General features: G+C 69.8%; 22 protein-coding genes. 11 read left to right on the forward strand and 11 right to left on the reverse strand.

Annotated elements, in window-relative coordinates; genetic code table 11:
• Positions 1–61: 61 nt before the first annotated feature.
• From ACIOEW_RS21630 to ACIOEW_RS21645, 4 genes are all read right to left on the reverse strand, one after another.
• Positions 62–1,246: a hypothetical protein gene (locus ACIOEW_RS21630; RefSeq protein WP_401965160.1), complete on the reverse strand. Its 1,185-nt coding sequence runs from the start codon at positions 1,244–1,246 to the stop codon at positions 62–64.
• A complete protein-coding gene (locus ACIOEW_RS21635) occupies positions 1,228–1,965 on the reverse strand; it encodes an ATP-binding cassette domain-containing protein (RefSeq protein WP_362550307.1) in 738 nt (245 codons plus the stop codon). The genes ACIOEW_RS21630 and ACIOEW_RS21635 overlap by 19 nt, the downstream gene beginning before the upstream one ends.
• A 247-nt stretch (positions 1,966–2,212) precedes the next feature.
• Positions 2,213–3,592 (reverse strand): aspartate aminotransferase family protein, encoded by a 1,380-nt coding sequence (locus tag ACIOEW_RS21640; RefSeq protein WP_362550310.1) that lies wholly within the window; start codon positions 3,590–3,592, stop codon positions 2,213–2,215.
• The gene (locus tag ACIOEW_RS21645; RefSeq protein ID WP_326739069.1) at positions 3,577–4,068 is read right to left on the reverse strand and encodes an Lrp/AsnC family transcriptional regulator; all 492 of its coding nucleotides are present in this window, start codon (positions 4,066–4,068) and stop codon (positions 3,577–3,579) included. Before ACIOEW_RS21645 ends, ACIOEW_RS21640 begins: the two co-directional genes overlap by 16 nt.
• Before the next feature lie 178 nt (positions 4,069–4,246).
• On the opposite strand from ACIOEW_RS21645, the gene ACIOEW_RS21650 reads away from it, so the two are divergent.
• The 3 genes from ACIOEW_RS21650 (at position 4,247) to ACIOEW_RS21660 (ending at position 7,750) form a co-directional block, all read left to right on the forward strand.
• Entirely contained in the window at positions 4,247–5,686 is a 1,440-nt protein-coding gene (locus ACIOEW_RS21650) for a gamma-aminobutyraldehyde dehydrogenase (protein WP_401965161.1), read from the forward strand.
• A gap of 300 nt (positions 5,687–5,986) precedes the next feature.
• Positions 5,987–7,150 (forward strand): PotD/PotF family extracellular solute-binding protein, encoded by a 1,164-nt coding sequence (locus ACIOEW_RS21655; RefSeq protein ID WP_401965214.1) that lies wholly within the window; start codon positions 5,987–5,989, stop codon positions 7,148–7,150.
• Positions 7,151–7,204: 54 nt separating this feature from the next.
• Positions 7,205–7,750 carry a hypothetical protein gene (locus ACIOEW_RS21660; protein ID WP_362550317.1) on the forward strand — a complete coding sequence of 182 codons (546 nt, stop codon included), beginning with the start codon at positions 7,205–7,207 and terminating at the stop codon, positions 7,748–7,750.
• 1 nt (position 7,751) lies between these two features.
• Here ACIOEW_RS21660 and ACIOEW_RS21665 read toward each other — a convergent pair whose 3' ends face one another.
• From ACIOEW_RS21665 to ACIOEW_RS21690, 6 genes are all read right to left on the reverse strand, one after another.
• Positions 7,752–8,954: a serine hydrolase domain-containing protein gene (locus ACIOEW_RS21665; RefSeq protein WP_401965162.1), complete on the reverse strand. Its 1,203-nt coding sequence runs from the start codon at positions 8,952–8,954 to the stop codon at positions 7,752–7,754.
• Between the two features lie 76 nt (positions 8,955–9,030).
• Complete coding sequence (locus tag ACIOEW_RS21670) at positions 9,031–9,759, reverse strand: response regulator (protein WP_401965163.1); 729 nt, start codon at positions 9,757–9,759, stop codon at positions 9,031–9,033.
• Positions 9,756–10,961 (reverse strand): sensor histidine kinase, encoded by a 1,206-nt coding sequence (locus ACIOEW_RS21675; RefSeq protein ID WP_401965164.1) that lies wholly within the window; start codon positions 10,959–10,961, stop codon positions 9,756–9,758. The genes ACIOEW_RS21670 and ACIOEW_RS21675 overlap by 4 nt, the downstream gene beginning before the upstream one ends.
• 13 nt (positions 10,962–10,974) lie before the next feature.
• Positions 10,975–11,781, reverse strand: a complete 807-nt coding sequence (locus ACIOEW_RS21680) for an SAM-dependent methyltransferase (protein WP_401965165.1) — start codon at positions 11,779–11,781, stop codon at positions 10,975–10,977.
• A gap of 65 nt (positions 11,782–11,846) precedes the next feature.
• Positions 11,847–12,575 (reverse strand): glycerophosphodiester phosphodiesterase, encoded by a 729-nt coding sequence (locus tag ACIOEW_RS21685; protein ID WP_401965166.1) that lies wholly within the window; start codon positions 12,573–12,575, stop codon positions 11,847–11,849.
• 24 nt (positions 12,576–12,599) lie between these two features.
• Entirely contained in the window at positions 12,600–13,634 is a 1,035-nt protein-coding gene (locus tag ACIOEW_RS21690) for an adenosine deaminase (protein WP_362550335.1), read from the reverse strand.
• Positions 13,635–13,757: 123 nt separating this feature from the next.
• Between ACIOEW_RS21690 and ACIOEW_RS21695 the strand changes: the two genes are divergently transcribed.
• Positions 13,758–14,537 (forward strand): DUF4190 domain-containing protein, encoded by a 780-nt coding sequence (locus ACIOEW_RS21695; protein WP_362550338.1) that lies wholly within the window; start codon positions 13,758–13,760, stop codon positions 14,535–14,537.
• Positions 14,538–14,644: 107 nt separating this feature from the next.
• Here ACIOEW_RS21695 and ACIOEW_RS21700 read toward each other — a convergent pair whose 3' ends face one another.
• Positions 14,645–15,223, reverse strand: coding sequence for an NADAR family protein (locus ACIOEW_RS21700; protein ID WP_401965167.1), 579 nt, complete (start codon positions 15,221–15,223; stop codon positions 14,645–14,647).
• Between the two features lie 205 nt (positions 15,224–15,428).
• Between ACIOEW_RS21700 and ACIOEW_RS21705 the strand changes: the two genes are divergently transcribed.
• The 7 genes from ACIOEW_RS21705 to ACIOEW_RS21735 all read left to right on the forward strand — a co-directional run bounded on the left by ACIOEW_RS21705 (position 15,429) and on the right by ACIOEW_RS21735 (position 23,188).
• Entirely contained in the window at positions 15,429–16,943 is a 1,515-nt protein-coding gene (locus ACIOEW_RS21705; protein WP_401965168.1) for a gamma-aminobutyraldehyde dehydrogenase, read from the forward strand.
• 43 nt (positions 16,944–16,986) lie between these two features.
• Positions 16,987–18,237 carry a spermidine/putrescine ABC transporter substrate-binding protein gene (locus ACIOEW_RS21710; protein ID WP_362550347.1) on the forward strand — a complete coding sequence of 417 codons (1,251 nt, stop codon included), beginning with the start codon at positions 16,987–16,989 and terminating at the stop codon, positions 18,235–18,237.
• A 54-nt stretch (positions 18,238–18,291) separates the two neighbouring features.
• Entirely contained in the window at positions 18,292–19,440 is a 1,149-nt protein-coding gene (locus ACIOEW_RS21715; RefSeq protein WP_401965170.1) for an ABC transporter ATP-binding protein, read from the forward strand.
• The gene (locus ACIOEW_RS21720; RefSeq protein ID WP_362550353.1) at positions 19,437–20,363 is read left to right on the forward strand and encodes an ABC transporter permease; all 927 of its coding nucleotides are present in this window, start codon (positions 19,437–19,439) and stop codon (positions 20,361–20,363) included. The genes ACIOEW_RS21715 and ACIOEW_RS21720 overlap by 4 nt, the downstream gene beginning before the upstream one ends.
• The gene (locus ACIOEW_RS21725) at positions 20,363–21,163 is read left to right on the forward strand and encodes an ABC transporter permease (protein WP_350995044.1); all 801 of its coding nucleotides are present in this window, start codon (positions 20,363–20,365) and stop codon (positions 21,161–21,163) included. Before ACIOEW_RS21720 ends, ACIOEW_RS21725 begins: the two co-directional genes overlap by 1 nt.
• Positions 21,164–21,186: 23 nt before the next feature.
• The gene (locus ACIOEW_RS21730; RefSeq protein ID WP_362550355.1) at positions 21,187–22,602 is read left to right on the forward strand and encodes an FAD-dependent oxidoreductase; all 1,416 of its coding nucleotides are present in this window, start codon (positions 21,187–21,189) and stop codon (positions 22,600–22,602) included.
• A gap of 136 nt (positions 22,603–22,738) precedes the next feature.
• Positions 22,739–23,188: a hypothetical protein gene (locus ACIOEW_RS21735; RefSeq protein WP_401965171.1), complete on the forward strand. Its 450-nt coding sequence runs from the start codon at positions 22,739–22,741 to the stop codon at positions 23,186–23,188.
• Positions 23,189–23,232: the final 44 nt, after the last annotated feature.

Raw genomic sequence — 23,232 nt, forward strand, 5'->3', positions numbered from 1 at the left:
GGGCATCGCCACCCCGGACAGGACCTGAGGACCGGCCGGTCCGCGCCCCGCCGGAGTCCGTTCAGGCGGTCAGCGGCAGTGCGGCCAGCTCGGCGATCGCCCAGGTCAGCGGGGCGAACACGAGCAGCAGGGCGGCTGCGCGCAGCGCCGTCGCGGCGCGAAGCGCCGAGGCCGGTGCGCCGAGCCGCAGCAGGGCCCGTGCCGTCTCGGCGCGGGCCTGCTTCGCCTCCAGTGCGGAGGTCAGCAGCGTTGCGGTGGTGCAGCCGATGACGAGCACCGCGCCGAGTGCGGTGAGCGGGCCGAAGGGCCGCGGCCCCGTCCCGTACAGCGCGAACACGGCGATGACCGCGGACAGGACCGCGCAGACGACCCCCAGCGGCCGGCCGATCCGGTGCGCCTCGTCCATCAGGACCCGGCCCGCCAGCAGGCGTACGGCTCCGGGGCGCATCGTCTGCAGCAGGCGCCCGCACAGGTAGGTCAGCCCCGGGCCCGCCGTGGCCAGACCGATCGCTGTCAGGGTCCATCCCACCAGTACCCAGGCGGGTGTGGAGTCGAGCTTTCCGGGGAGCGGAAAGGGGCTGCCGGGCGCGCCGAGGTTCGCGTACGCCTCGACGGCGAGTCCGGCGGACGTCAGGGCCACGCCCCACGGCAGCCCGGCAGGCGGCGCCGCAGGGGCGGGGATCCGCTCCTCGGGCACCAGGTCCTCGGTGTCCTCCGGCGCGCCCGCGGACCGCACCGGCCTGGTGCGCAGCGCCAGCGCGCTCGCCGTCGCGGCGGCCGCGGGCACCAGGGTCAGGAGTACGAGGACAGCGGCCAGGGGCAGGGGTGCCTCGGCGCCGAGCAGCCCGGCCGCCGCACCGTCGAACGGCAGGCCGGACAGGTCGCCGCGCAGGTGGAGGAAGAAGAGCAGCGCCACCATCGAGCCGAGGGTGCACGAGACGGCGGTGGAGACCGCGGCGAGCATGCTGAGCCGCACCGGGCCGAGGCCGACGGCGGACAGCCCGGCGCGCGGGCGGGTGCTCGGGTCCGTACGTGCCACCGCGACCGCGAACTGCACCGTGGCGGCGAGCGGTACGAAGCACCACAGCAGCCGCAGCACGGAGCCGGCGGAGTGTGCCGGGTGCCCCGAGGCGTAACCGAGCGTGCACAGCAGGAGGAAGCCGACCCCGGCGGAGGCGGCCGCGACGAGCAGTCGCCGCATCAGGACCAGTGGATGGGAACCGCGGGCTAGACGGAGAGCGAGCACGCCGCGCGGCCCTCCGTGTCGGTCACGGCGGGCAGGGCGACCGTGGCGACCCGGCGTCCGTCCAGCAGCGGAACCACGCGGTCGGCGAGTGCGGCGATCTCCGCGTCGTGCGTGGCGAGCACCACCGTGATGCCGTGCGAACGGGCCGCGCTGGTGAGGGTGCGCAGGACGTGAGCACGGTCGGTGCGGTGCAGCGTGGCGGTCGGTTCGTCGGCGAAGATCACCGAGGGCGCGGCGGCCAGTGCGCGGGCCACCGCGATCCGCTGCCGTTGGGCCTGCTGGAGGGTGTGCGGCCGCTTCCGTGCGCACATGCCGATGTCGAGGCGCTCCAGCCACTCCATGGCGGCCTTCTTGGCCTCCCGATGCCCGGTGCCGCGCAGCATCAGCGGCAGGGCGGTGTTCTCCCACGTGTTCAGTTCCGGCACGAGCTGGGGTTCGGGGGCGATCCAGCCGAACTTGTCGCGGCGCAGCCGCTCGCGCAGCCGTGGGCCCATGGTGTGGACGGGGACGCTGTTGAACCACACCTCGCCCTGCTGGGGCACGAGTTGGCCGGAGAGGCAGTGCAACAGAGTTGTCTTGCCGCTGCCGCGCGGGCCGGTGACCGCGAGGATCTCGCCGTCGCGGATGCCCAGGGAGACCCCGCCGAGTGCGGGTGAGCCGTTGTGGGAGTGCTGCAGGGAACGCGCCCAGATCACGTCGTTGTCCGGCGGGGCCACCATGGCGTACACCTCGGTTCAGATCAGATATCCCGTTCCCCCGTACGGGGGAACGAAGGCGGGGCCGATCGGTCACTCGGCACCGTAAGGACTCGGATCACGGCGTGCGCACGGCACGCGGCCCGGGTGCGCTTCTTCCCACTCGAATGGGCGCATCCGGGCCGCGTGGACCGTATGAAATGACCGCTGGAGGGTCCCTCGCGGGACGGTCAAGCGGTGGTCAAGCCTGAGCCGAACGAGGGGCTCCGGGTCAGAGCTTCGTCCAGGCCTCCGTCAGGACGGACCGGAGGATGCCCTCGATCTCGTCGAAGGTGGACTGGTCGGAGATGAGCGGCGGGGCGAGCTGGACGACCGGGTCGCCGCGGTCGTCGGCCCGGCAGTACAGGCCGTTGTCGTACAGCGCCTTGGAGAGGAAGCCGTACAGGACGCGCTCTGTCTCCTCGTCGGTGAACGTCTCCTTGGTGACCTTGTCCTTCACCAGCTCGATGCCGTAGAAGAAGCCGTTGCCGCGGACGTCGCCGACGATCGGCAGGTCGTGCAGCTTCTGCAGCGTGGTGAAGAAGGCGTTCTCGTTGTCGAGGACGTGCTGGTTGAGGCCCTCGCGCTCGAAGATGTCCAGGTTGGCGAGGCCGACCGCCGCGGAGACCGGGTGGCCGCCGAAGGTGTAGCCGTGCAGGAAGGTGTTGTCGCCCTCGTAGAACGGCTCGGCGAGCTTGTCCGAGATGATGCAGGCACCGATCGGCGAGTAACCCGAGGTCATGCCCTTGGCGCAGGTGATCATGTCCGGCACGTAGCCGAACTTGTCGCACGCGAACATCGTGCCGAGGCGGCCGAAGGCGCAGATGACCTCGTCGGAGACGAGCAGCACGTCGTGCCGGTCGCAGATCTCGCGGACGCGCTGGAAGTAGCCGGGCGGGGGCGGGAAGCAGCCGCCCGCGTTCTGTACGGGCTCCAGGAAGACGGCCGCGACGGTGTCCGCGCCTTCGAAGAGGATCTCCTGCTCGATCTGGTCGGCGGCCCAGCGGCCGAAGGCCTCCGGGTCGTCGCCGAAGAGCGGGGCGCGGTAGATGTTGGTGTTCGGGACCTTGTGCGCGCCGGGGACCAGCGGCTCGAAGGGGGCCTTGAGGGCCGGCAGACCGGTGATGGACAGGGCGCCCTGCGGGGTGCCGTGGTAGGCGACCGCACGCGAGATGACCTTGTACTTGGTCGGCTTGCCCTTGAGCTTGAAGTACTGCTTGGCCAGCTTCCAGGCGGTCTCGACGGCCTCGCCGCCACCGGTGGTGAAGAAGACCTTGTTGAGGTCGCCCGGGGCGTAGTCCGCGAGGCGCTCGGCCAGTTCGACGGCCTTCGGGTGGGCGTAGGACCACACCGGGAAGAAGGCCAGTTCCTGCGCCTGCTTGTACGCGGCCTCGGCAAGCTCGTGACGGCCGTGACCGGCGTTGACCACGAACAGGCCGGACAGCCCGTCGAGGTAGCGCTTGCCCTGGTCGTCGTAGATGTAGGTGCCCTCGCCACGCACGATGGTGGGAACGGGCGCGTTCTCGTAGTCCGACATGCGGGTGAAGTGCATCCACAGGTGGTCGTACGCGGTCCGGCTGAGGTCCTTGCTCACGGCTATCGGGTTCCCCACATATAGGTCTGCTTCTTGAGCTTGAGGTAGACGAAGCTCTCGGTGGAGCGCACACCGGGTATCGCCCGGATGCGTTTGTTGATCGTCTCCAGCAGGTGGTCGTCGTCCTCGCAGACGATCTCCACCATCAGGTCGAAGGAGCCCGCGGTCATCACCACGTACTCGCATTCGGTCATGGCCGACAGGGCCTCCGCGACGGGGTCGAGGTCGCCCTCGACATTGATCCCGACCATCGCCTGTCGCCGGAATCCCACGGTGAGCGGGTCGGTGACGGCGACGATCTGCATCACGCCCTGGTCGAGCAGCTTCTGCACGCGCTGGCGCACGGCCGCCTCGGACAGGCCCACGGCCTTGCCGATCGCGGCGTACGGGCGACGCCCGTCCTCCTGGAGCTGCTCGATGATTGCGAGGGACACGGCATCGACCGCTGGGGACGATCCGTTCCCGGTCCTGGAGTCTGCGCTGCGACTGGCCACAGAGCCACTCTGCACCGGGACTCGTCTGTCTCGCAACCCCAGATCGATGAAATTCGTTGTTGAAGGGCTCAGATCTCACTGAATCCGAAGTTGGCGGCGGTTGGGTATGTCGAAACCGTTACCCATGCGACTAGGCTGGGTGTCTCACCCATTGGACGTGTCGACAGGAGGGGTGGTTGTGACCACCGAGGTGCGCCGTCTGCGCAACTACATCAACGGAGAGTTCCGGGACGCCGCCGACGGGCGGACCATCGATGTGGTCAACCCGGTGACGGAGGAGGTCTACGCGACCTCCCCGCTGTCCGGCGAGGCCGATGTCGACGCCGCCATGGACGCCGCCGCCGCTGCCTTCCCCGCGTGGCGCGACGCCACCCCCGCCGAACGCCAGCGCGCCCTGCTGAAGATCGCGGACGCCTTCGAGGAGCGCGCCGAGGACCTCATCGCGGCCGAGTCCGAGAACACCGGCAAGCCGCTCGGGCTGACCCGTACCGAAGAGATCCCGCCGATGGTGGACCAGATCCGCTTCTTCGCGGGTGCCGCCCGGCTGTTGGAGGGCCGTTCGGCCGGCGAGTACATGGAGGGGCTGACCTCCATCGTCCGCCGCGAGCCGGTCGGTGTCTGCGCGCAGGTCGCGCCGTGGAACTACCCGATGATGATGGCCGTCTGGAAGTTCGCCCCGGCGCTCGCCGCGGGCAACACCGTCGTCATCAAGCCGTCCGACACCACGCCGGCGTCCACCGTGCTGATCGCCGAGATCATCGGGCAGATCCTGCCGAAGGGCGTCTTCAACGTCATCTGCGGCGACCGTGACACCGGCCGCGCGATGGTCGAGCACCGGACCCCGGCCATGGCCTCCATCACCGGTTCGGTCCGGGCCGGCATGCAGGTCGCCGAGTCCGCCGCCAAGGACGTCAAGCGCGTTCACCTGGAGCTCGGCGGCAAGGCTCCCGTCGTCGTCTTCGAGGACACCGACATCGCCAAGGCCGTGGAGGACATCTCGGTCGCGGGCTACTTCAACGCCGGTCAGGACTGCACGGCCGCGACCCGCGTCCTGGTCCACGAGTCCATCCACGACGAGTTCGTCACCGCACTGGCCAAGGCCGCCGCCGACACGAAGACCGGGCAACCGGACGACGAGGACGTGCTCTACGGCCCGCTCAACAACGCCAACCAGCTGGCCCAGGTCAGCGGCTTCATCGAGCGCCTCCCCGCCCACGCCAAGGTCGAGGCCGGCGGCCACCGGGTCGGCGAGAAGGGCTACTTCTACGCCCCGACCGTCGTCTCCGGGCTCAAGCAGGACGACGAGATCATCCAGAACGAGGTCTTCGGCCCCGTCATCACCGTCCAGTCCTTCGCGGACGAGGCACAGGCCCTGGAGTGGGCGAACGGCGTCGAGTACGCGCTGGCCTCCTCGGTGTGGACCAAGGACCACTCCCGCGCCATGCGGATGTCCAAGAACCTCGACTTCGGCTGCGTGTGGATCAACACCCACATCCCGCTGGTCGCCGAGATGCCGCACGGCGGATTCAAGAAGTCCGGCTACGGCAAGGACCTCTCCGCCTACGGCTTCGAGGACTACACCCGCATCAAGCACGTCATGACCTCGCTCGACGGCTGACGGCTGACGGCTGACGGCTGACGGCTTACGCCTGAAGCCCGTCGCCTGAAGCCGTCGACCGACCGTCGCGGCCATCGGTACGGATACGGCCCCCGGGCGCACTGTGCGAGTGCCCGGGGGCCGTATCCGTGCTCCCGGGGCCCGTATCCGGGTCTCCAGGGCCCGTACCCCCGTTTCCGGGTCCCGTCCGCCCTCGACAGGGTGTGCGCGGGGGGCGCGTGCCGCTGGACGGTTGGTCCATTGCCCGCCGGACCGGCGGACCGGCATCCTGCGCAGGTGCGAGCGATCCCGAACCACCCCATGTCCCGCCGGTCCCTGCTCCGCGCCTTCGGGGCGGGAGCGGCCGGCGTCACGCTGGCCGGCTGCGGAGTGCCCGCCGCCTATGTGGAGCCGGGTGACCGTGCCGGACGCGACTACTCCGCAGGCGACCACGCCCTGCACTTCGCCAACTGGCCGCTCTACATCGACACCGACGACGAGAACGAGTCGAAGCGGCCCACCCTCGACGCGTTCAGCAAGCGCACCGGGATCTCCGTCACGTACACCGAGGAGATCAACGACAACGACGAGTTCTTCGGCAAGATCAGCCCGGCCCTGATGAACCACCAGCAGACCGGCCGCGACCTGATCGTCATCAGCGACTGGATGGCCGCACGCTTCGTCCGGCTCGGCTGGGTCCAGGAGATGGACAGGGCCGCGCAGCCCAACGTGACGAAGTACCTCGACCCGCAACTGCGTTCGCCCGCCTTCGACAAGGGCCGGATGCACAGCGTGCCCTGGCAGTCCGGGATCACCGGCATCGCGTACAACCGCAAGAAGCTGGGCCGGGAGATCAAGCACACGAGCGACCTGTGGGCGGACGACCTGCGCGGCAGGATGACGCTGCTGTCCGGGCTCGACGAGTCCTTCGCGCTGCTGATGCAGGGCAACGGCGTCGACATCACCCGCTGGAAGCGCGACGACTTCTACGAGATCTGCGACCAGGTGGAGAAGCTGGTGAAGTCGAAGCACATCCGCCGTTTCACCGGCAACGACTACATCAAGGACCTCTCCACCGGGGACGTGCTCGCCTGCCAGGCCTACTCCGGCGACGTCATCCAGCTCCAGGCGGACAATCCCGAGATCGAGTTCGTGGTGCCCGAGGAAGGGGCGGAACTCTGGGCGGAATCGCTCATGATCCCCAACCTCGCCCGCCACAAGCGCAATGCCGAGAAGCTCATCGACTACTACTACGAGCCCGAGGTCGCCGCCGAGCTCGCCACCTGGGTCAACTACGTCTGCCCGGTGCCGGCCGCACGCGAGGTGCTCGCCTCCTCCAAGGACGAGGAGACCGCCGCGCTCGCCGAGGACCCGCTGATCTTCCCCGACGACGCCATGCGCAAGCGGCTCGCCATCGCCCGGGACATCACCTCCGAGGAGCGCACCGAGTTCGCCAAGAAATGGAACTCCATCGTCGGCTTGTGAAGCCCTGCCAGGGGTGGCGTAAAGGGCCGGTAAACCCGGGCGTACGCTGCGGACATGAGCGAGCGAAGCGCCCTGCGGAGGCGTATACGCGTGTGGTTGGCCGTCTTCATCGTCTGTCTGGTACTGAGCGGGCTGACCGCCTTCCCGCTCGTCCACGAACTGCGCTGGGCCGAGGATCTGCTGAGCTCCTCGGCCTCGCCCGTCCCCGGACACTTCCCCGCCCTGATGGAGTGGATCACCCGCGTCCGGACCGGGCTCGACACGGCCGACGCCGAGTACCCGTTCGTGCTCTACGGCACCGACTGGCTGGCCTTCGCCCACCTCGTGATCGCGGTCGCCTTCTACGGCCCCTACCGCGATCCGGTCCGCAACATCTGGGTCATCGAGTTCGGCATGATCGCCTGCGCCGGGATCATCCCGCTCGCGCTGATCTGCGGACCGATTCGCGGCATTCCCTTCTGGTGGTCGGTCATCGACATGTCGTTCGGCGTCATCGGGGTGATCCCACTCCTGATCGTGCACCGCATGATCAAGCGGCTGGAGACCATCGAGCGGACACCGGAGCCGATCCCCGCGCAGGACGCCGCTCCGGCGGTCTGAGTCACCCGGCCGACGGGGCACCGAACGCGGCCACCACGATGCCCAGCGCCGTGCGATTCATGTCCGACCCCTTGGCATCCGTCGAGTTGACGCTGTAGACGAGAGTCCGGGAGAGATCTGGGGTGGCCGCGATGGCCGTGTTGTAGCCCCAGCGGCCACCCGTCTTCCCCCAGACCTGACGGCCGCCCAGCGTCATCACGGAGAGACCCGCGCCGAACGCCGCGGGCCCGCCCGTGCCGTACTCGCGCACCGACGAATCGGGCAGCGTGAACATCGCCCGGAGCAGCGGCCCGCGCACCACCCGGCCGCCGAACAGTGCCCGGGTGAAGTGCTCCAGATCGGCGGTGGTCGAGATCAGGTCCCCCGCCGCCCAGGCGTCGCTCGTCCCCCACACCGTCACATCGCGCAGCTCACCTGTCGTGCCGAAGAGCTGGTAGCCGAGGTTGTGCGGTCCGCGGATCGACGGATCGGTGCCGGGGAAATAGGTGTCCTTCAGGTGCAGGGGCTCCAGGATGCGGTGGGATACCTGCGAGGCGTACGCGTCACCGGTGACCTTCTCGATCAGCAGCCCCGCCACGGTGTAGCCGATGTTGGCGTAGTGCTGCTGGGTACCGGGCGCGAAGTCCGGCTCGTGCGACGTGGCTTCGCGTACGACGTCCGCCGGGTCGATCAGGTCGAAGCGGTGCGCGTAGACGTCCTCCAGCGTGTCGCCCCAGCCCGGGGCCACGGACGGGATGCCGCTGGTGTGGTTCAGGAGCTGGCGCACCGTGACCTTCCCGTACGCCGCCGGGATCAGCTCCGGCAGATACTGCCGGACCGGGCGGTCCAGGCCGAGCCGGCCCTCACCGGCCAGTTGCAGTACGACGGCTGCCGTGAAGACCTTGGTCACCGAACCCACGCGGAAGCGTCCGTCCGGGTCCGCCGGGCGCCCGGAGGCCAGGTCGTGGACGCCGGCGCTGCCCCGCCAGGTCCCCTCGGTGCCCCCGACCCGCACCAGCGCGGCCGTGGTGTCGGCGCTCGGGAGCCCGGAGACCGCGGCCCGCAGGGCGTCGGCGTCCGGAGCCTCACGGGCGGCTTCCCGCTGCACGGCGTGAGCGGCGGCCGCCGGGGTGCCGGCCGCCGCCAGGGCGGGTGAGGCGGTGCCTGCGGCCATACCGAGGACCAGTGCGGCTGCGATGACGGTGCGGGTCGAGCGGGTGTTCATGTCCGGTGCCTCCTGGGCGGGGATTCGGCTCAACTGGTGACGGAATCCATCCTGTTGAACCGGGCGCCCGGGCGGATCACCCGACCGAGGGGTTCCCGGAGGGAGGCTTCCTCCCCTGCGCGAGGGAGTCGGCCCCCGTCCCTCCCTCCGGAGAGGGAGCGACGACACCGCACTCGTACGCGCAGATCACCGCCTGGATCCGGTCACGCAGGCCCAGCTTGGACAGCACGTTGCCGACGTGCGTCTTCACCGTGTGCTCGCTGACGACCAGTGCCGCCGCGATCTCCGCGTTCGACAGCCCGCGTGCCAGGTGCAGCAGCGTCTCGCGCTCCCGGGCGGTCAGCGCGTCCAGGCGCGCCGACGGTGGCACGGCCGAGGATGCCGGGCGCGAGGTGTATTCGGCGATCAGCCGGCGCGCCACCGACGGCGCCAGCAGCGAGTCCCCGGCGGCCACCACCCGTACCGCATGCACCAGGTCGTCGCGGCGGACGTCCTTGAGCAGGAAGCCGCTCGCTCCCGCGTGCAGTGCCTCGTAGACGTACTCGTCGGAGTCGAAGGTGGTCAGCATGACCGTCCGGCAGCCGGTCTCGGAGCTGATGGTCCGGCAGGCCTCGATGCCGTCCGTGCCCGGCATCCGGATGTCGAGCAGCGCCACCTCGGGCGCCAGCCGCCGCACCGCCTCGATCGCTGCGGCACCGTCGCCGGCCTCGGCCACCACCTCGATGTCCGGCTGCGCGTCCAGGATCATCGCGAAGCCGCTGCGCACCAGTTCCTGGTCGTCGGCCACCACCACACGGATCGTCACTTCTTCACTCCAGTCGGTTGATCCGGTTCGGGCTCCGGCCAGGCCCGCGGGTGCGGGAACGAAACGGCGACGAGGAACCCCCGGCCGTCCGGACCCGGGCCGGTGCGGGCCGTGCCGCCGTGAGCGGCGGCGCGTTCCCGGATGCCGGTCAGACCCAGCCCTGCTCCGCCCCCGGGGCCGCGTCCGTCGTCGGCGACGGTGAGGTTCAGCGCCTCGGGCCCGTGGTCCAGCCGCACGCGGACCGCGGCCGCGTCCGCGTGCCTGACCACGTTCGTCAGGGCCTCCTGCACGATCCGGTAGACGGTGGCCTCGACCGCGAGTCCCGGCGGCCGGGGACGGCCCGTGACCTCGTAGGAGACCGCCGGACCGGTGGCGCGCACCCGGTCCACGAGACCGGGCAGTCCGGCCAGTGCGGGCTGCGGCTCACGGGGAGCGTCCGGTGCGCCTTCGTTCTCGCGCAGCACGCCGAGCATCCCGCGCAGCTGCGCCATCGCGTCCCGGCCGGCCTCCGAGATCGCGTCGAAGGCGGCCTCGGCACGCTCAGGTGCCGTACGCACCGCCACCGGTCCGGCCTCCGCCTGCACGATCATCAGGCTCACCGCATGGGAAAGGATGTCGTGCATCTCCCGGGCGATCCGGGCCCGTTCACGGGCCGCCGCCTGTTCCGCCTCGATGCGGTGCGTCAGCTCCAGCTGACGGGCCCGGTCCTCCACGGCCCGCAGATAGGCCTTGCGCGTCACGGCGAGCCGGCCGAAGGCGTAGGCCGCGGCGAACACGAACAGGGAGAAGAGCAGTTCCCTGAGCGCGTCGCTGTCGACCCCGACCGAGACCAGCACCCCCAGCGCCGTGAGCACCGCGATCCCGGTCCGCTTCGGCGGCGAGGAGAGTTCGGCCACCGTGTAGAAGGCCACGAGGCCGGTGTACGGGAGCGGCTGGCCAGGTCCGTCGATGGCGAACCGGTACACGGCGCCCGCCGCGAGTACGGCGATGAGGACCGCGACCGGTGCCCGGCGGCGGACGACCAGAGGCAGCACCATCAGGGTGGTCAGCCCGTACGCCGTCCACGTCGCGGCCGGCAGTTCCGGGGCGCGCGGAACGACGAACGGCATGGTCACGGCGGCCTGGACCAGCAGAGCGATGAGGAGGTCGACGGTGCGGGGGCCGGCCCGCCCCGCCCACGCCGTGACGTCTCGTATGCGCATCGGGGCGACGCCGTCAGGGCTTCCGCGCGACCACACCGAACTGGGCGACCTCGGGCGCCCGGGTGCCCGGGGCGGGGCGCCAGCGCGCACACGAGACGATGCCCGGATCGACGAGGTCCAGCCCGTCCAGGAACGCGGCGACCTCGAACCGTCCGCGAGCGGTGATCGGGGGAGTGGCGTTCTCGTTCCAGAAGCGCATCGCCGCCTCGTTGCCCTCGCCGCCCAGCTCCAGGGTGGGGTGGGTGAGGGTCAGGTAGCTGCCGGAGGGCACCGCGTCCATCAGCTGCCGGACGATGCGCAGCGCCTCGTCCGTGTCGAGGACGAAGTTCAGGATGCCCAGCAGCATGACCGCCACCGGGCGCTCCAGGTCGAGGGTCGGCTGCGCCGCCCGCAGGATCTGCTCCGGGTTCCGGGCGTCCGCCTCGATGTACTCGGTCGCGCCCTCCGGCGAGCTGGTGAGCAGCGAGCGGGCGTGCGCCAGGACGATCGGGTCGTTGTCCACGTACACGACGCGGGCGTCGGGCGCGGTGTGCTGGGCGACCTCATGGGTGTTGTCCGCCGTCGGCAGGCCGGTGCCTATGTCCAGGAACTGGCCGATGCCCGCGTCACCGGCCAGATACCGCACCACCCGCCCGAGGAACGCCCGGTCGGCCCGCGCCACTTCGCCGATGCTCGGATACATGCCGGTGACCCGGTCGCCGACCGTCCGGTCCACCGGGAAGTGGTCCTTGCCGCCGAGCCAGTAGTTCCAGACCCGGGCGTTGTGGGCGACGTCGGAACGGACGCGGGCGGGAAGGGAACTGCTGCGGGGGGCGGTCACTGCTGATCTCCTTGGCGCCGGCCTGGCATCGGGACGATGAGGTCCCGTCCATGATGCCGGACCGGTCAGGATCCGTCGCGGGACGCGGAGTTGGCGATCACCTTGTGCAGGACGTCGATCCGGTTGGTCGTGATGGAGTCCACGCCCTGCCCGATCAGCCGGCGCATCGTCCGTCCGGTGTCCGCCGTCCACGCCGACACCAGCAGCCCGTCCCGGTGGTTGCGGTCCGTCAGCTCCCGGCTCACCAGGCCGAAGCGGTAGTTCAGCCAGCGCGGCCGCACCGCCTCCAGCAGCCCGGCCCGGGGCGGGGCGAGCGTCGTCCAGGTCATCGCGATCTCGGCAGACGGATCGGCGGCCCGCACCCGCAGCATCGCCTCGGGCCCCGCGCAGTAGTAGGCGCGCTCACCGGCCCCGCACTCCCGGACCACGCCGACGGTCTTCCGTACGGACGCGTCGGTGGAGCCGGGCAGATCGATCATGACGCGATGCGCCCCGGCGGCGAGCAGGGCCTCGCGCAGGGTCGGCACCCCGCCCGCCGTCAGCTCGGTCAGCTCCTGGTGGGTGAGCCGGTCCAGCCGCAGGTCATGACCCCACAGCCGCTCCAGCGTGGCGTCGTGCAGCAGGACCGGCACGCCGTCGCGGGTGACCCGGACATCGATCTCGACCGCGTCCGCCCCCCGTTCGAGGGCGGAGCGGACCGAGGGGAGGGTGTTCTCCCGGACGCGGTACGGATCGCCGCGGTGTGCGACGGCGGTGACACGGGTGACAGGGGTGACATGGGTGACAGTGGCCATGGGGCCATTGTCACCACCGAGCGGTCACCGACCGGTGTGCTCCAGCCAGTCCGTCGTGTACGTGTCGATCTCGGCGGACAGCGTGCGCTTGCCGGCCGCGTCGAGGAAGGACGCCTCGACGGCGTTCTTCGCGAGCGCGGCGAGACCCCGCTCGTCGAGGCCGAGGAGGCGGGCCGCCACCCCGTACTCGTTGTTGAGGTCGGTGCCGAACATGGGCGGGTCGTCGCTGTTGATGGTGACCAGGACACCGGCCCGGACCATCTCCCTGACGGGGTGCTGCTCGATGTCCGTCACCGCCCGGGTCGCGATGTTGGAGGTGGGGCACACCTCGAGCGGGATGCGGTGCTCGGCGAGGTGCTCCAGGAGCCTCGGGTCGCGCACCGAGCTGGTGCCGTGGCCGATGCGCTCGGCGCGCAGCGAGGTCAGCGCGTCCCAGATCGTCTGCGGTCCCGTGGTCTCCCCGGCGTGCGGCACGGAGTGCAGGCCCTCGGCGATCGCCCGGTCGAAGTAGGGCTTGAACTGCGGCCGCTCCACCCCGATCTCGGGGCCGCCGAGACCGAAGGAGACAAGCCCCTCCGGCCGCAGGTCGACGGCGAGCCGGGTGGTCTCCTCGGCGGCTTCGAGGCCGGCCTCGCCCGGAATGTCGAAGCACCAGCGCAGGACGACCCCGAGCTCGGACTCGGCGGCCTTGCGGGCATCCTCTATGGCCTCCATGAACGCCTGATCGGGAATGCCGCGGCGGGTGGAGGAGAAGGGGGTGACGGTCAGTTCCGCGTAACGGATGTTCTGCCGCGCCATGTCGCGGGCGACCTCGAACGTCAGGAGCCGGACGTCCTCCGGGGTGCGGATCAGATCCACGACCGAGAGGTACACGTCGATGAAGTGGCCGAAGTCGGTGAAGGAGAAGTAGTCGGCCAGTGCCTCGGGGTCGGTGGGGACCTTCGAGTCGGGGTGGTGCGCGGCCAGCTCGGCGACGATGCGGGGCGAGGCGGAACCGACATGGTGGACATGGAGTTCGGCCTTGGGCAGCCCTGCGATGAAGGGGTGCAGATCGGTCATCGGATCCTCCGGGGGCAGGGGTGGTGCGGAGCCCGGGTACGTCGCGGAACCGGGCGGGGGACGGGAGTCATCGTAGGACGGGGGAGGCCCGTAGCATGACGGGCATCACGATGGGGGAGGCCCATGTCAGACAACACAGAACGGCCCGCGGACGGGGCCGCGCCGCGCGATCCATGGGCTCCGCCGGACAACCGGGTGCCGTTGGACAAGAACACCGGGGACACCAGCCCGCAGACGGACGGCGGCACGGGGACCCCTGGCTCGCCGCGCGTGCACGACCAGCAGACGGTCACGTCGATGCCGGGCGTCGGAACGGGCCCGATACCGACGGCCGGCTTCGGACCGCCCGACCAGGGACAGCCGGCCGGCCCCGGCGGCTGGCAGGGCCCGGGCCCCGGGTCGGTGCCGCCCCCGCCGGTCGGACCGAACGGTCCCGGGCAGGGGACACCGCCGCCGGCGGGGCAGTACGGCTACCCGGCCCCGCCGCAGCCGCAGTACGGCTATCCCGCACCGCCGGTTCCGCAGTACGGCGACTACGCGGGCTACGGCGGCCAGCCGGTATGGGGCGCCACCGGGCCCGCGAACGGCATGGGCACGGCGGCGATGGTGCTGGGGATCCTGGCCATCTGCCTCTTCTGTGTGTACGGCATCCCGAGTCTCATCCTGGGCATCCTCGCGTTGATCTTCGGCATCATCGGCCGCAAGCGGGTCGGACGCGGCGAGGCGGACAACGCGGGCCAGGCGCTGGCCGGGATCATCATGGGGTCCATAGGCATAGCCATCGGCGTCATCATCATCGGGTCCGTCATCTGGCTCTTCGCCGCGCACGCGGACGAGTTCGACGACGACACCACCTACGACGACACCTACGGGACGTCCCTGATCGTCGAGGACGCGCGATGACGTCCCTGGCCCCGGGTACTGCCCGATAATCGGCCAGGACCGCAGCGGCCAGGACGACAGCGGCCCGCGGGGCGGTGGGAGATCATCCCGCCGGCCCGCGGGCCGTTTCATATGCCGCTCGCCTCGCCCCGCAGCGCGGATCGTGCCTCCATCAGCGCGAACCCCAGCAGATTCAGGCCCTGCCACGTCGACGGATTCTCCGCACGCGGATCGTCCGCCGCCAGCCCGATGCCCCAGATCCGGTCCTTCGGGCTCGCCTCGACCAGCATCCGGTCGCCCGTGCCCAGCAGGAACTTCCGCAGTGCCGGGTCCTGGCCGAATTTATGGATGCTGCCCGCCACCACCAGCCCGAACCGCTCGCGCTGCCAGACGGTCTCGTCGAAATCGCGGACCAGCCGGCCCTCCTTCTTCGCCTGGGCCGGACTCTTCGCCGCCACCGCGCGCTGCGCTGCCTCCGCGTCACCGAACAGCCTCGCCTTGCCGGCCATCATCCAGTGCTCGGCCGACGCGTATGTCACCCCGTCGACGGTGAACGGCGACGGCCACCACTGGCTGAGGCAGCTCGCACCGATCTGGCCGTCCGGGCGCGGCCGGTGTCCCCAGAACAGCAGGTACTTCACCCTCTTGCCGAGAACGGGCCGATCCGTGGGCGCGCCGACATGCCGGACATCCCCGATGTGTTCCATGACACGCGATTCTGGCATTCGCCACTGACACTACGTACGTGGATTTCCGCACCGACGCGACACATGGTCGACAGATTCCGTCGCGTAACCAAAAGGCAACAACGGAATCACTTGTTGGGTGCGGTCCGCTCTGTCAGGATCGGCAGTCAAATCGAGCAGAAGCTACGCCGCCCCCGGTCTGCGGGGCAGCGGCGGAGGAGATGTGATGGGCAACAGCTTCCAGGTGCAGGACCGCTTCGCGGACGGCGCGCAGTACATCGGCGGAAGGCTGCGGTCCGGCACATCAGGACGCAGGCACGAGGTGGTGAACCCGGCGACGGGCGAGACCGTCTACAGCTACGAGCTGGCGGGCACCGCCGATGTCGACGCGGCCGTCGCCGCGGCGCGCGACGCCTTCCCCGGCTGGTCGGGAGCGACCCCGGCCGAGCGCTCCGAGGCCATGCACCGCTTCGCCGCCGTCCTCGCCGAGCAGGCGGACGACTTCGCGTACGCGGAGTCCCTCCAGTGCGGCAAGCCGGTCAAGCTCTCCACCGAGTTCGACGTCCCCGGCACGGTCGACAACACCTCCTTCTTCGCCGGCGCCGCCCGCCACCTGGAGGGAAAGTCCGCCGCCGAGTACGACGGCGACCACACCTCGTACGTACGGCGTGAGGCGATCGGCGTCGTCGGCTCCATCGCCCCCTGGAACTACCCGCTCCAGATGGCTGCCTGGAAGGTCCTCCCGGCCATCGCCGCGGGCAACACCATCGTGCTCAAGCCCGCCGAGATCACCCCGCTGACCTCGCTGATGTTCGCGCAGGCGGCCACCGAGGCCGGCATCCCGGACGGCGTGATCAACATCGTCACCGGCGCCGGCAAGGACGCCGGTGAACACCTCGTCGGCCACCCGGACGTCGTGATGACCTCCTTCACCGGCTCCACCGCCGTCGGCAAGCGCGTCGCGGAGATCGCCACCTCCACCGTCAAGCGCCTCCACCTCGAACTCGGCGGCAAGGCCCCCTTCCTGGTCTTCGACGACGCCGATCTGGAGGCCGCGGTCAACGGAGCCGTCGCCGGCTCCCTCATCAACACCGGCCAGGACTGCACGGCAGCCACCCGGGCCTATGTCCAGCGCCCGCTCCACGACGCCTTCGTCCAGGGTGTCGCCGCGCTGATGGAGACCGTCCGGCTCGGCGACCCGTTCGACCCGAAGACCGACCTCGGCCCGCTGATCAGCCACGCGCAGCGCGACCGGGTCGCCGGCTTCGTCGAGCGCGCCCGCGCCTACGCCACCGTCGTCACCGGCGGCGAGGTCCCGGGCGGCGACCTCGCCGACGGCGCGTACTACCGGCCGACCCTGGTCGCCGGGGCCGCCCAGGACAGCGAGATCGTCCAGTCCGAGATCTTCGGCCCCGTCCTGGTCGTCCTGCCCTTCGACACCGACGACGAAGGCATCGCCCTGGCCAACGACACCCCCTACGGACTCGCTGCCTCCGCCTGGACCCGCGACCTGTACCGCGCGGGCCGCGCCACCCGCGAGATCAAGGCGGGCTGCGTCTGGATCAACGACCACATCCCGATCATCAGCGAGATGCCGCACGGCGGATACAAGGCCAGCGGCTTCGGCAAGGACATGTCGTCGTACTCCTTCGAGGAGTACACGCAGGTCAAGCACGTGATGTACGACAACACCGCGGTCGCCCGGAAGGACTGGCACCGCACGATCTTCGGGGACCGATAACCCGGCCGTTCCGGCCGCACACCCACCCGAAAGGGCAACGCGTATGGAGCAGTACGAGCCCGAGCGTCTCTCCGCGGCCCAGCTGGCCGCGATGCGCCGGAGTCTGACCAACGGCAGGGGAGCCCTCACCCGCCGATCGATGTTGCGCGCCTCAGGCCTCGGCGCGCTCGCGATCGGCGGACTGGGGACGCTGAGCGCGTGCGGCATCCCGCCCGCCAAGAGGGAGGGCGACGCGGCGGCGGCCTCGGACGACCACTCGGCCAAGGAGAAGCAGGTCAACTTCTCCAACTGGACCGAGTACATGGACGTCAGCGAGGACGAGAAGCACCGGCCCACCCTGGACGCGTTCACCGAACGCACCGGGATCAAGGTCAAGTACACCGAGGACATCAACGACAACGTCGAGTTCTTCGGGAAGATCAAACCGCAGCTCGCGGCCGGCCAGGAAACCGGCCGCGACCTGATCATCGTCACCGACTGGCTGGCAGCCCGCATCATCCGGCTCGGCTGGGCCCAGAAGCTCGACCCGGCGAACCTGCCGCACGCCTTCGCCAACCTCTCGCCCCAGTTCCGTACCCCCGACTGGGACCCCGGCCGCGCCTACTCCTACCCCTGGACCGGCATCCCGACGGTCATCGCCTACAACTCCAAGGCGACCGGCGGGCGCAAGGTCGACTCCGTGACACAGCTGCTCGACGACCCCACGCTCAAGGGCCGGGTCGGTTTCCTCTCCGAGATGCGCGACTCCGTCGGCATGACCCTGCTCGACATGGGCAAGGACCCGGGGAAGTTCACCGACGCCGACTACGACGCGGCGATAGGCCGCCTCCAGAAGGGCGTCGACAAGAACCAGATACGCCGCTTCACCGGCAACGACTACACCGCCGACCTCGACAAGGGCGACATCGCCGCCTGCGTCGCCTGGGCCGGCGACATCATCCAGCTCCAGGCCGGAAACCCGGACATCAAGTTCGCCATCCCGGCCGCCGGATACATCACCTCCAGCGACAACATGCTGGTCCCGGCCAAGGCACGGCACAAGACCAACGCCGAGAAGCTCATGGACTACTACTACGAGCCCCCGGTCGCCGCCCAGCTTGCCGCGTACATCAACTACGTCTGCCCGGTCGACGGGGTCCGTGACGAACTCGCCAGGATCGACAAGGCGATGGCCGCCAACACGCTGATCCTCCCGGACAAGGCGATGGCCGCCAGGTCGCACGCCTTCCGCTCCCTCACCTCCAAGGAAGAGACGGCGTACGAGGAGAAGTTCGCCAAGCTCATCGGCGCCTGACGCCACGCACCTCCTCCCCCTGATCTCCCTCTGACACCACTGGGACTGCGATCCATGACACAGCAGCAGACAGGCGGCGACGTCCGCCTCACCGGGATCAGCAAGGCGTACGGCTCCTTCGCCGCCGTCCAACCGCTCGATCTGACCGTCCCGCAGGGCTCCTTCTTCGCGCTGCTCGGCGCGTCCGGCTGCGGCAAGACCACCACCCTGCGGATGATCGCCGGCCTGGAGGATGCCACTACCGGCACCGTCACCCTCGGCGGCCGCGACATCACCGCCCTGCCCCCGTACAAGCGCCCCGTCAACACGGTCTTCCAGAGCTATGCGCTCTTCCCGCACCTCGACATCACGGAGAACGTCGCCTTCGGTCTGCGCCGGCGCGGCATCAAGTCGGTGAAGAAGCAGGTCGACGACATGCTGGAGCTCGTCCAGCTCGGCGACTTCGCGAAGCGCAAGCCCCATCAGCTCTCCGGCGGCCAGCAGCAGCGCGTCGCCGTCGCCCGCGCCCTGATCAACCACCCCCAGGTGCTGCTGCTCGACGAACCGCTCGGCGCCCTCGACCTCAAGCTGCGCCGCCAGATGCAGCTCGAACTCAAGCGCATCCAGACCGAGGTCGGCATCACGTTCATCCACGTCACCCACGACCAGGAGGAGGCCATGACCATGGCCGACACCGTCGCGGTGATGAACGCCGGCCGGGTCGAACAGCTCGGCGCCCCCGCCGATCTGTACGAGAACCCGCGGACCACCTTCGTCGCCAACTTCCTGGGCACCTCGAACCTGATCGAGGGCGAAGTCGTCTCCGCGGCCACGGACATAGTCGTGGCAGCCGGCGGCGGGAAGCTGCGGCTGCCCGCCGACCGGTGCGCCGGGCCCTCCGAGAACGGCGGCAAGCTGCTGCTCGGCATCCGCCCGGAGAAGATCTCGCTCGCGCACGCCACCGAGGCCGACGCGATAGCCGAGGGCCGCAACCGGGTCACCGGCCGGATCGTCGACTCCAGTTTCATCGGTGTCTCCACGCAGTACGTGGTCGAGAGCCCCGCGGGCAAGACGCTGCACGTGTACGAGCAGAACATCGAATCCCGCACCGGCCTCATCCCCGGGGCCGAGGTCGTCCTGCACTGGAACCCGGCGCACACCTTCGGCCTGGACGCAGCCCAGGACATCGACGCCGGTGTGGAGACGGTGGAGGACGCGGCGTGAGCCTCACCAAGGAGGCGCCACCGGCCCCCGCCACCGAGCCGGAAGTGCGCAAGCCCTCCACCCGCAAGCGCCTCGTCCCCTACTGGCTGCTGCTCCCCGGCATCCTGTGGCTCGTCGTCTTCTTCGCGCTGCCGCTGGTCTACCAGGCCTCCACCTCCGTACAGACGGGATCCCTGGAGAAGGGGTTCGAGGTCACCTGGCACTTCCAGACGTACTGGGACGCGCTGGCCGACTACTACCCGCAGTTCATCCGGTCCCTGCTGTACGCGGGCACCGCGACGATCCTGTGCCTGCTCCTGGGCTACCCGCTCGCCTACCTCATCGCGTTCAAGGCCGGCCGCTGGCGCAACCTGGTGCTGGTGCTGGTCATCGCCCCGTTCTTCACCAGCTTCCTGATCCGTACGCTCGCCTGGAAGACGATCCTCGCGGACGGCGGCGCGGTCGTCGACGTACTGAACACGCTGCACGTCCTGGACGTCACCAGCTGGCTCGGCTGGACCGAGAACAACCGCGTCCTGGCCACACCGATGGCGGTGGTCTGCGGTCTCACGTACAACTTCCTGCCGTTCATGATCCTGCCGCTCTACACCTCGCTGGAACGCATCGACGGCCGGCTGCACGAGGCCGCCGGGGACCTGTACGCCACGCCCGCCACCACGTTCCGCAAGGTGACGTTCCCGCTGTCCATGCCGGGTGTCGTCTCCGGGACGCTGCTGACCTTCATCCCGGCCAGCGGTGACTACGTCAACGCGGAACTCCTGGGCTCCACCGACACCAAGATGGTCGGCAGCGTCATCCAGAGCCAGTTCCTGCGCGTCCTCGACTATCCGACGGCGGCCGCGCTCTCCTTCATCCTCATGGCGGTCGTCCTGGTCATGGTCACCGTCTACATCCGCCGCTCCGGGACGGAGGACCTGGTCTGATGCCCGTACTGCGCTGGCTGCGACGCCATCTGATCGTCATCGCGGGTCTGCTGACCCTCGCCTACATGATCCTGCCGAACATCGTCGTGATGGTGTTCTCCTTCAACAAGCCCAACGGGCGCTTCAACTACTCCTGGCAGCGTTTCTCGACCGACGCCTGGAAGGACCCCTGCGGCGTCGCCGACATGTGCGGCTCGCTCTCGCTCTCCCTCCAGATCGCCGTCTGGGCCACGGTCGGCGCGACCGTGCTCGGCACGATGATCGCGTTCGCCCTGGTCCGCTACCGCTTCCGGGCGCGTGGCGCGATCAACTCGCTGATCTTCCTGCCGATGGCGATGCCCGAGGTCGTCATGGCCGCGTCGCTGCTCACGCTGTTCCTCAACATGGGTGCGCAGCTGGGCTTCTGGACGATCCTCATCGCCCACATCATGTTCTGCCTCAGCTTCGTCGTGACGGCCGTCAAGGCGCGCGTCATGTCGATGGACCCGAGGCTGGAGGAGGCGGCCCGCGATCTGTACGCCGGACCGGTGCAGACCTTCGTGCGGGTGACCCTGCCGATAGCCGCCCCCGGAATCGCCGCGGGAGCGCTTCTCGCCTTCGCGCTCTCCTTCGACGATTTCATCATCACCAATTTCAACGCGGGTTCCACCGTGACCTTCCCCATGTTCGTCTGGGGCTCGGCACAGCGCGGCACTCCCGTGCAGATCAACGTCATCGGTACAGCGATGTTCATCATTGCGGTACTGGTGGTTCTCGTCGGCCAGCTGATCGCGAACCGGCGGAAGAACGCACGACCCTGAAAGTCCCGAAGGAGTTGGAAACCATGGCCCCAGCTGCCATGCGTACTGCCGCACAATCACTCTCCGACGCCAAGCCGGTGTCCTTCTGGCTCGACGACCCCGGCAGGCCCGAGGCGCTCGGCGCGCTCACCGGCGACGAGCAATGCGATCTCCTGGTCATCGGCGGCGGCTACAGCGGACTGTGGACCGCACTGCTCGCCAAGGAACGTGAACCGGAACGTGATGTCGTACTGATCGAGGGGCACGAGACGGGCTGGGCCGCCTCGGGCCGCAACGGCGGATTCTGCGCCGCCTCACTCACCCACGGCCTGCCCAACGGACTGGAGCGCTGGCCGGGCGAGATCGCGAAACTGGAGGAGCTGGGCGCGCGCAACCTCGACGCCATCGAGGCGGCCGTCGCCCGCTACTCCATCGACTGCGAGTTCGAGCGCACCGGCGAGATCGATGTCGCCACCCAGCCCCACCAGCTCGAAGAGCTGCGGGAATGGCACCAGGAGGCCGAACGGCACGGCTTCGGCGGAGTCGAGTTCCTCGACCGCGACGCGCTGCGCGCAGAAGTCGACTCACCGACATTCCTGGGCGGGCTCTGGGACCGGAGCGGCGTCGCGATGCTGCATCCGGCCAAGCTGGTCTGGGGTCTGAAGCAGGCCTGCCTCGACCTGGGTGTGCGGATCTACGAGCACACCCGCGGGCTGGAACTGGCCAGAACCGGAACCGGAATGGCGGTCCGGACGCCGTACGGAAAGGTCCTCGCCCGGCACGTCGCCCTGGGCACGAACATCTTCCCCTCACTCGTGAAGCGGGTCCGCCCGTACACCGTCCCGGTCTACGACTACGCGCTGATGACCGAGCCGCTGACGGAGGACCAGCTTGCCGCCATCGGCTGGAAGAACCGCCAGGGGCTCGGCGACAGCGCCAATCAGTTCCACTACTTCCGGCTTTCCGCGGACAACCGGATTCTGTGGGGCGGCTACGACGCGATCTATCCGTACGGAGGCCGGCTCAGCGCCGCTCTCGACCAGCGGCCCGAGACGTTCCTGAAGCTCGCCGGGCAGTTCTTCGAGTGTTTCCCGCAATTGACTGGCCTGCGTTTCAGTCATGCCTGGGGCGGTGCGATCGACACCTGTTCCCGCTTCTCCGCATTCTTCGGAACGGCCCATCAGGGCCGGGTCGCCTATGCCGCCGGATTCACCGGACTCGGCGTCGGGGCCACCCGGTTCGGAGCCGATGTCATGCTCGACCTCCTCGCGGGGACACGGACCGAGCGCACCGCGCTGGAGATGGTGCGGACCAAGCCGATGCCGTTCCCGCCGGAGCCCCTCGCCTGGGCCGGGATCGAGTTGACGAAGCGGTCGCTGGCCAGGGCGGACGACAACGGCGGCCACCGCAATCTGTGGCTGCGGACGATGGACCGCGTGGGCCTCGGTTTCGACAGCTGAGCCACGGAGCGCCGCCTCGTGACCCAGATCACTACTGATTGGTAGCCGAACCCGCGTAATGGATCGGCCCGACCCCTCTCTCCCGGGTGAACGCACCGGCAACTCCTGCCGGTGCGACACGGAACGGAGGACGGCCATGACGGGCACGGGGGTCAATGCAGCGGTGGAGTGGCTTGCGTCGGTGGCGCCGGATCCGGACGCCTGCAGGTGGGAATGGGAGCGCAATCCGCGAGGGATCGCGCTCCTTCCCGCCGGCCGGCGCTGGGACGTGCTGATTCTCCCGGGGGAGCTGGGCTATCCGACGCTCGACGTGCTCACCCGCCTCATCGACCGGCCGGGACCGGTCCTCTCCGACTTCGGTGACGCCCGCATGGGCTTCTTCGTGCCGCCGGGCACGGTCGCCCGCTGGGTGGGCACAGGGGTGCGGGGTGCGGGCCAGGGCACCTGGATTGTGGTCCCCCACCCGGGACGGGCCGCCGTCGGCGGGGTGCGCTGGCTGATCCCGCCGGACGGGTCCGGCACACTCACCGACGCCACGCTGCTGGAACTGGCGATGCACGAGGCCGCAGCGGGAAGCAGGGAATAGCCGGCCGCGACGGGAAGCAGGGAACAAGGGGCTGGGTGCCAGAG

Source organism: Streptomyces sp. NPDC087901 (assembly GCF_044742205.1).
Classification (GTDB): Bacteria; Actinomycetota; Actinomycetes; order Streptomycetales; family Streptomycetaceae; genus Streptomyces.

Excerpts from the sequence above, each read along its gene's own strand:
- ACIOEW_RS21635 (WP_362550307.1), bottom strand. The coding sequence starts at position 1,965 with ATGGTGGCCCCGCCGGACAACGACGTGATCTGGGCGCGTTCCCTGCAG.
- ACIOEW_RS21655 (WP_401965214.1), top strand. The coding sequence starts at position 5,987 with ATGTCCCGCCGGTCCCTGCTCCGCGCCTTCGGGGCGGGAGCGGCCGGC.
- ACIOEW_RS21660 (WP_362550317.1), top strand. The coding sequence starts at position 7,205 with ATGAGCGAGCGAAGCGCCCTGCGGAGGCGTATACGCGTGTGGTTGGCC.
- ACIOEW_RS21665 (WP_401965162.1), bottom strand. The coding sequence starts at position 8,954 with ATGAACACCCGCTCGACCCGCACCGTCATCGCAGCCGCACTGGTCCTC.
- ACIOEW_RS21675 (WP_401965164.1), bottom strand. The coding sequence starts at position 10,961 with ATGCGCATACGAGACGTCACGGCGTGGGCGGGGCGGGCCGGCCCCCGC.
- ACIOEW_RS21685 (WP_401965166.1), bottom strand. The coding sequence starts at position 12,575 with ATGGCCACTGTCACCCATGTCACCCCTGTCACCCGTGTCACCGCCGTC.
- ACIOEW_RS21690 (WP_362550335.1), bottom strand. The coding sequence starts at position 13,634 with ATGACCGATCTGCACCCCTTCATCGCAGGGCTGCCCAAGGCCGAACTC.
- ACIOEW_RS21695 (WP_362550338.1), top strand. The coding sequence starts at position 13,758 with ATGTCAGACAACACAGAACGGCCCGCGGACGGGGCCGCGCCGCGCGAT.
- ACIOEW_RS21700 (WP_401965167.1), bottom strand. The coding sequence starts at position 15,223 with ATGGAACACATCGGGGATGTCCGGCATGTCGGCGCGCCCACGGATCGG.
- ACIOEW_RS21705 (WP_401965168.1), top strand. The coding sequence starts at position 15,429 with ATGGGCAACAGCTTCCAGGTGCAGGACCGCTTCGCGGACGGCGCGCAG.
- ACIOEW_RS21710 (WP_362550347.1), top strand. The coding sequence starts at position 16,987 with ATGGAGCAGTACGAGCCCGAGCGTCTCTCCGCGGCCCAGCTGGCCGCG.
- ACIOEW_RS21715 (WP_401965170.1), top strand. The coding sequence starts at position 18,292 with ATGACACAGCAGCAGACAGGCGGCGACGTCCGCCTCACCGGGATCAGC.
- ACIOEW_RS21725 (WP_350995044.1), top strand. The coding sequence starts at position 20,363 with ATGCCCGTACTGCGCTGGCTGCGACGCCATCTGATCGTCATCGCGGGT.
- ACIOEW_RS21730 (WP_362550355.1), top strand. The coding sequence starts at position 21,187 with ATGGCCCCAGCTGCCATGCGTACTGCCGCACAATCACTCTCCGACGCC.
- ACIOEW_RS21735 (WP_401965171.1), top strand. The coding sequence starts at position 22,739 with ATGACGGGCACGGGGGTCAATGCAGCGGTGGAGTGGCTTGCGTCGGTG.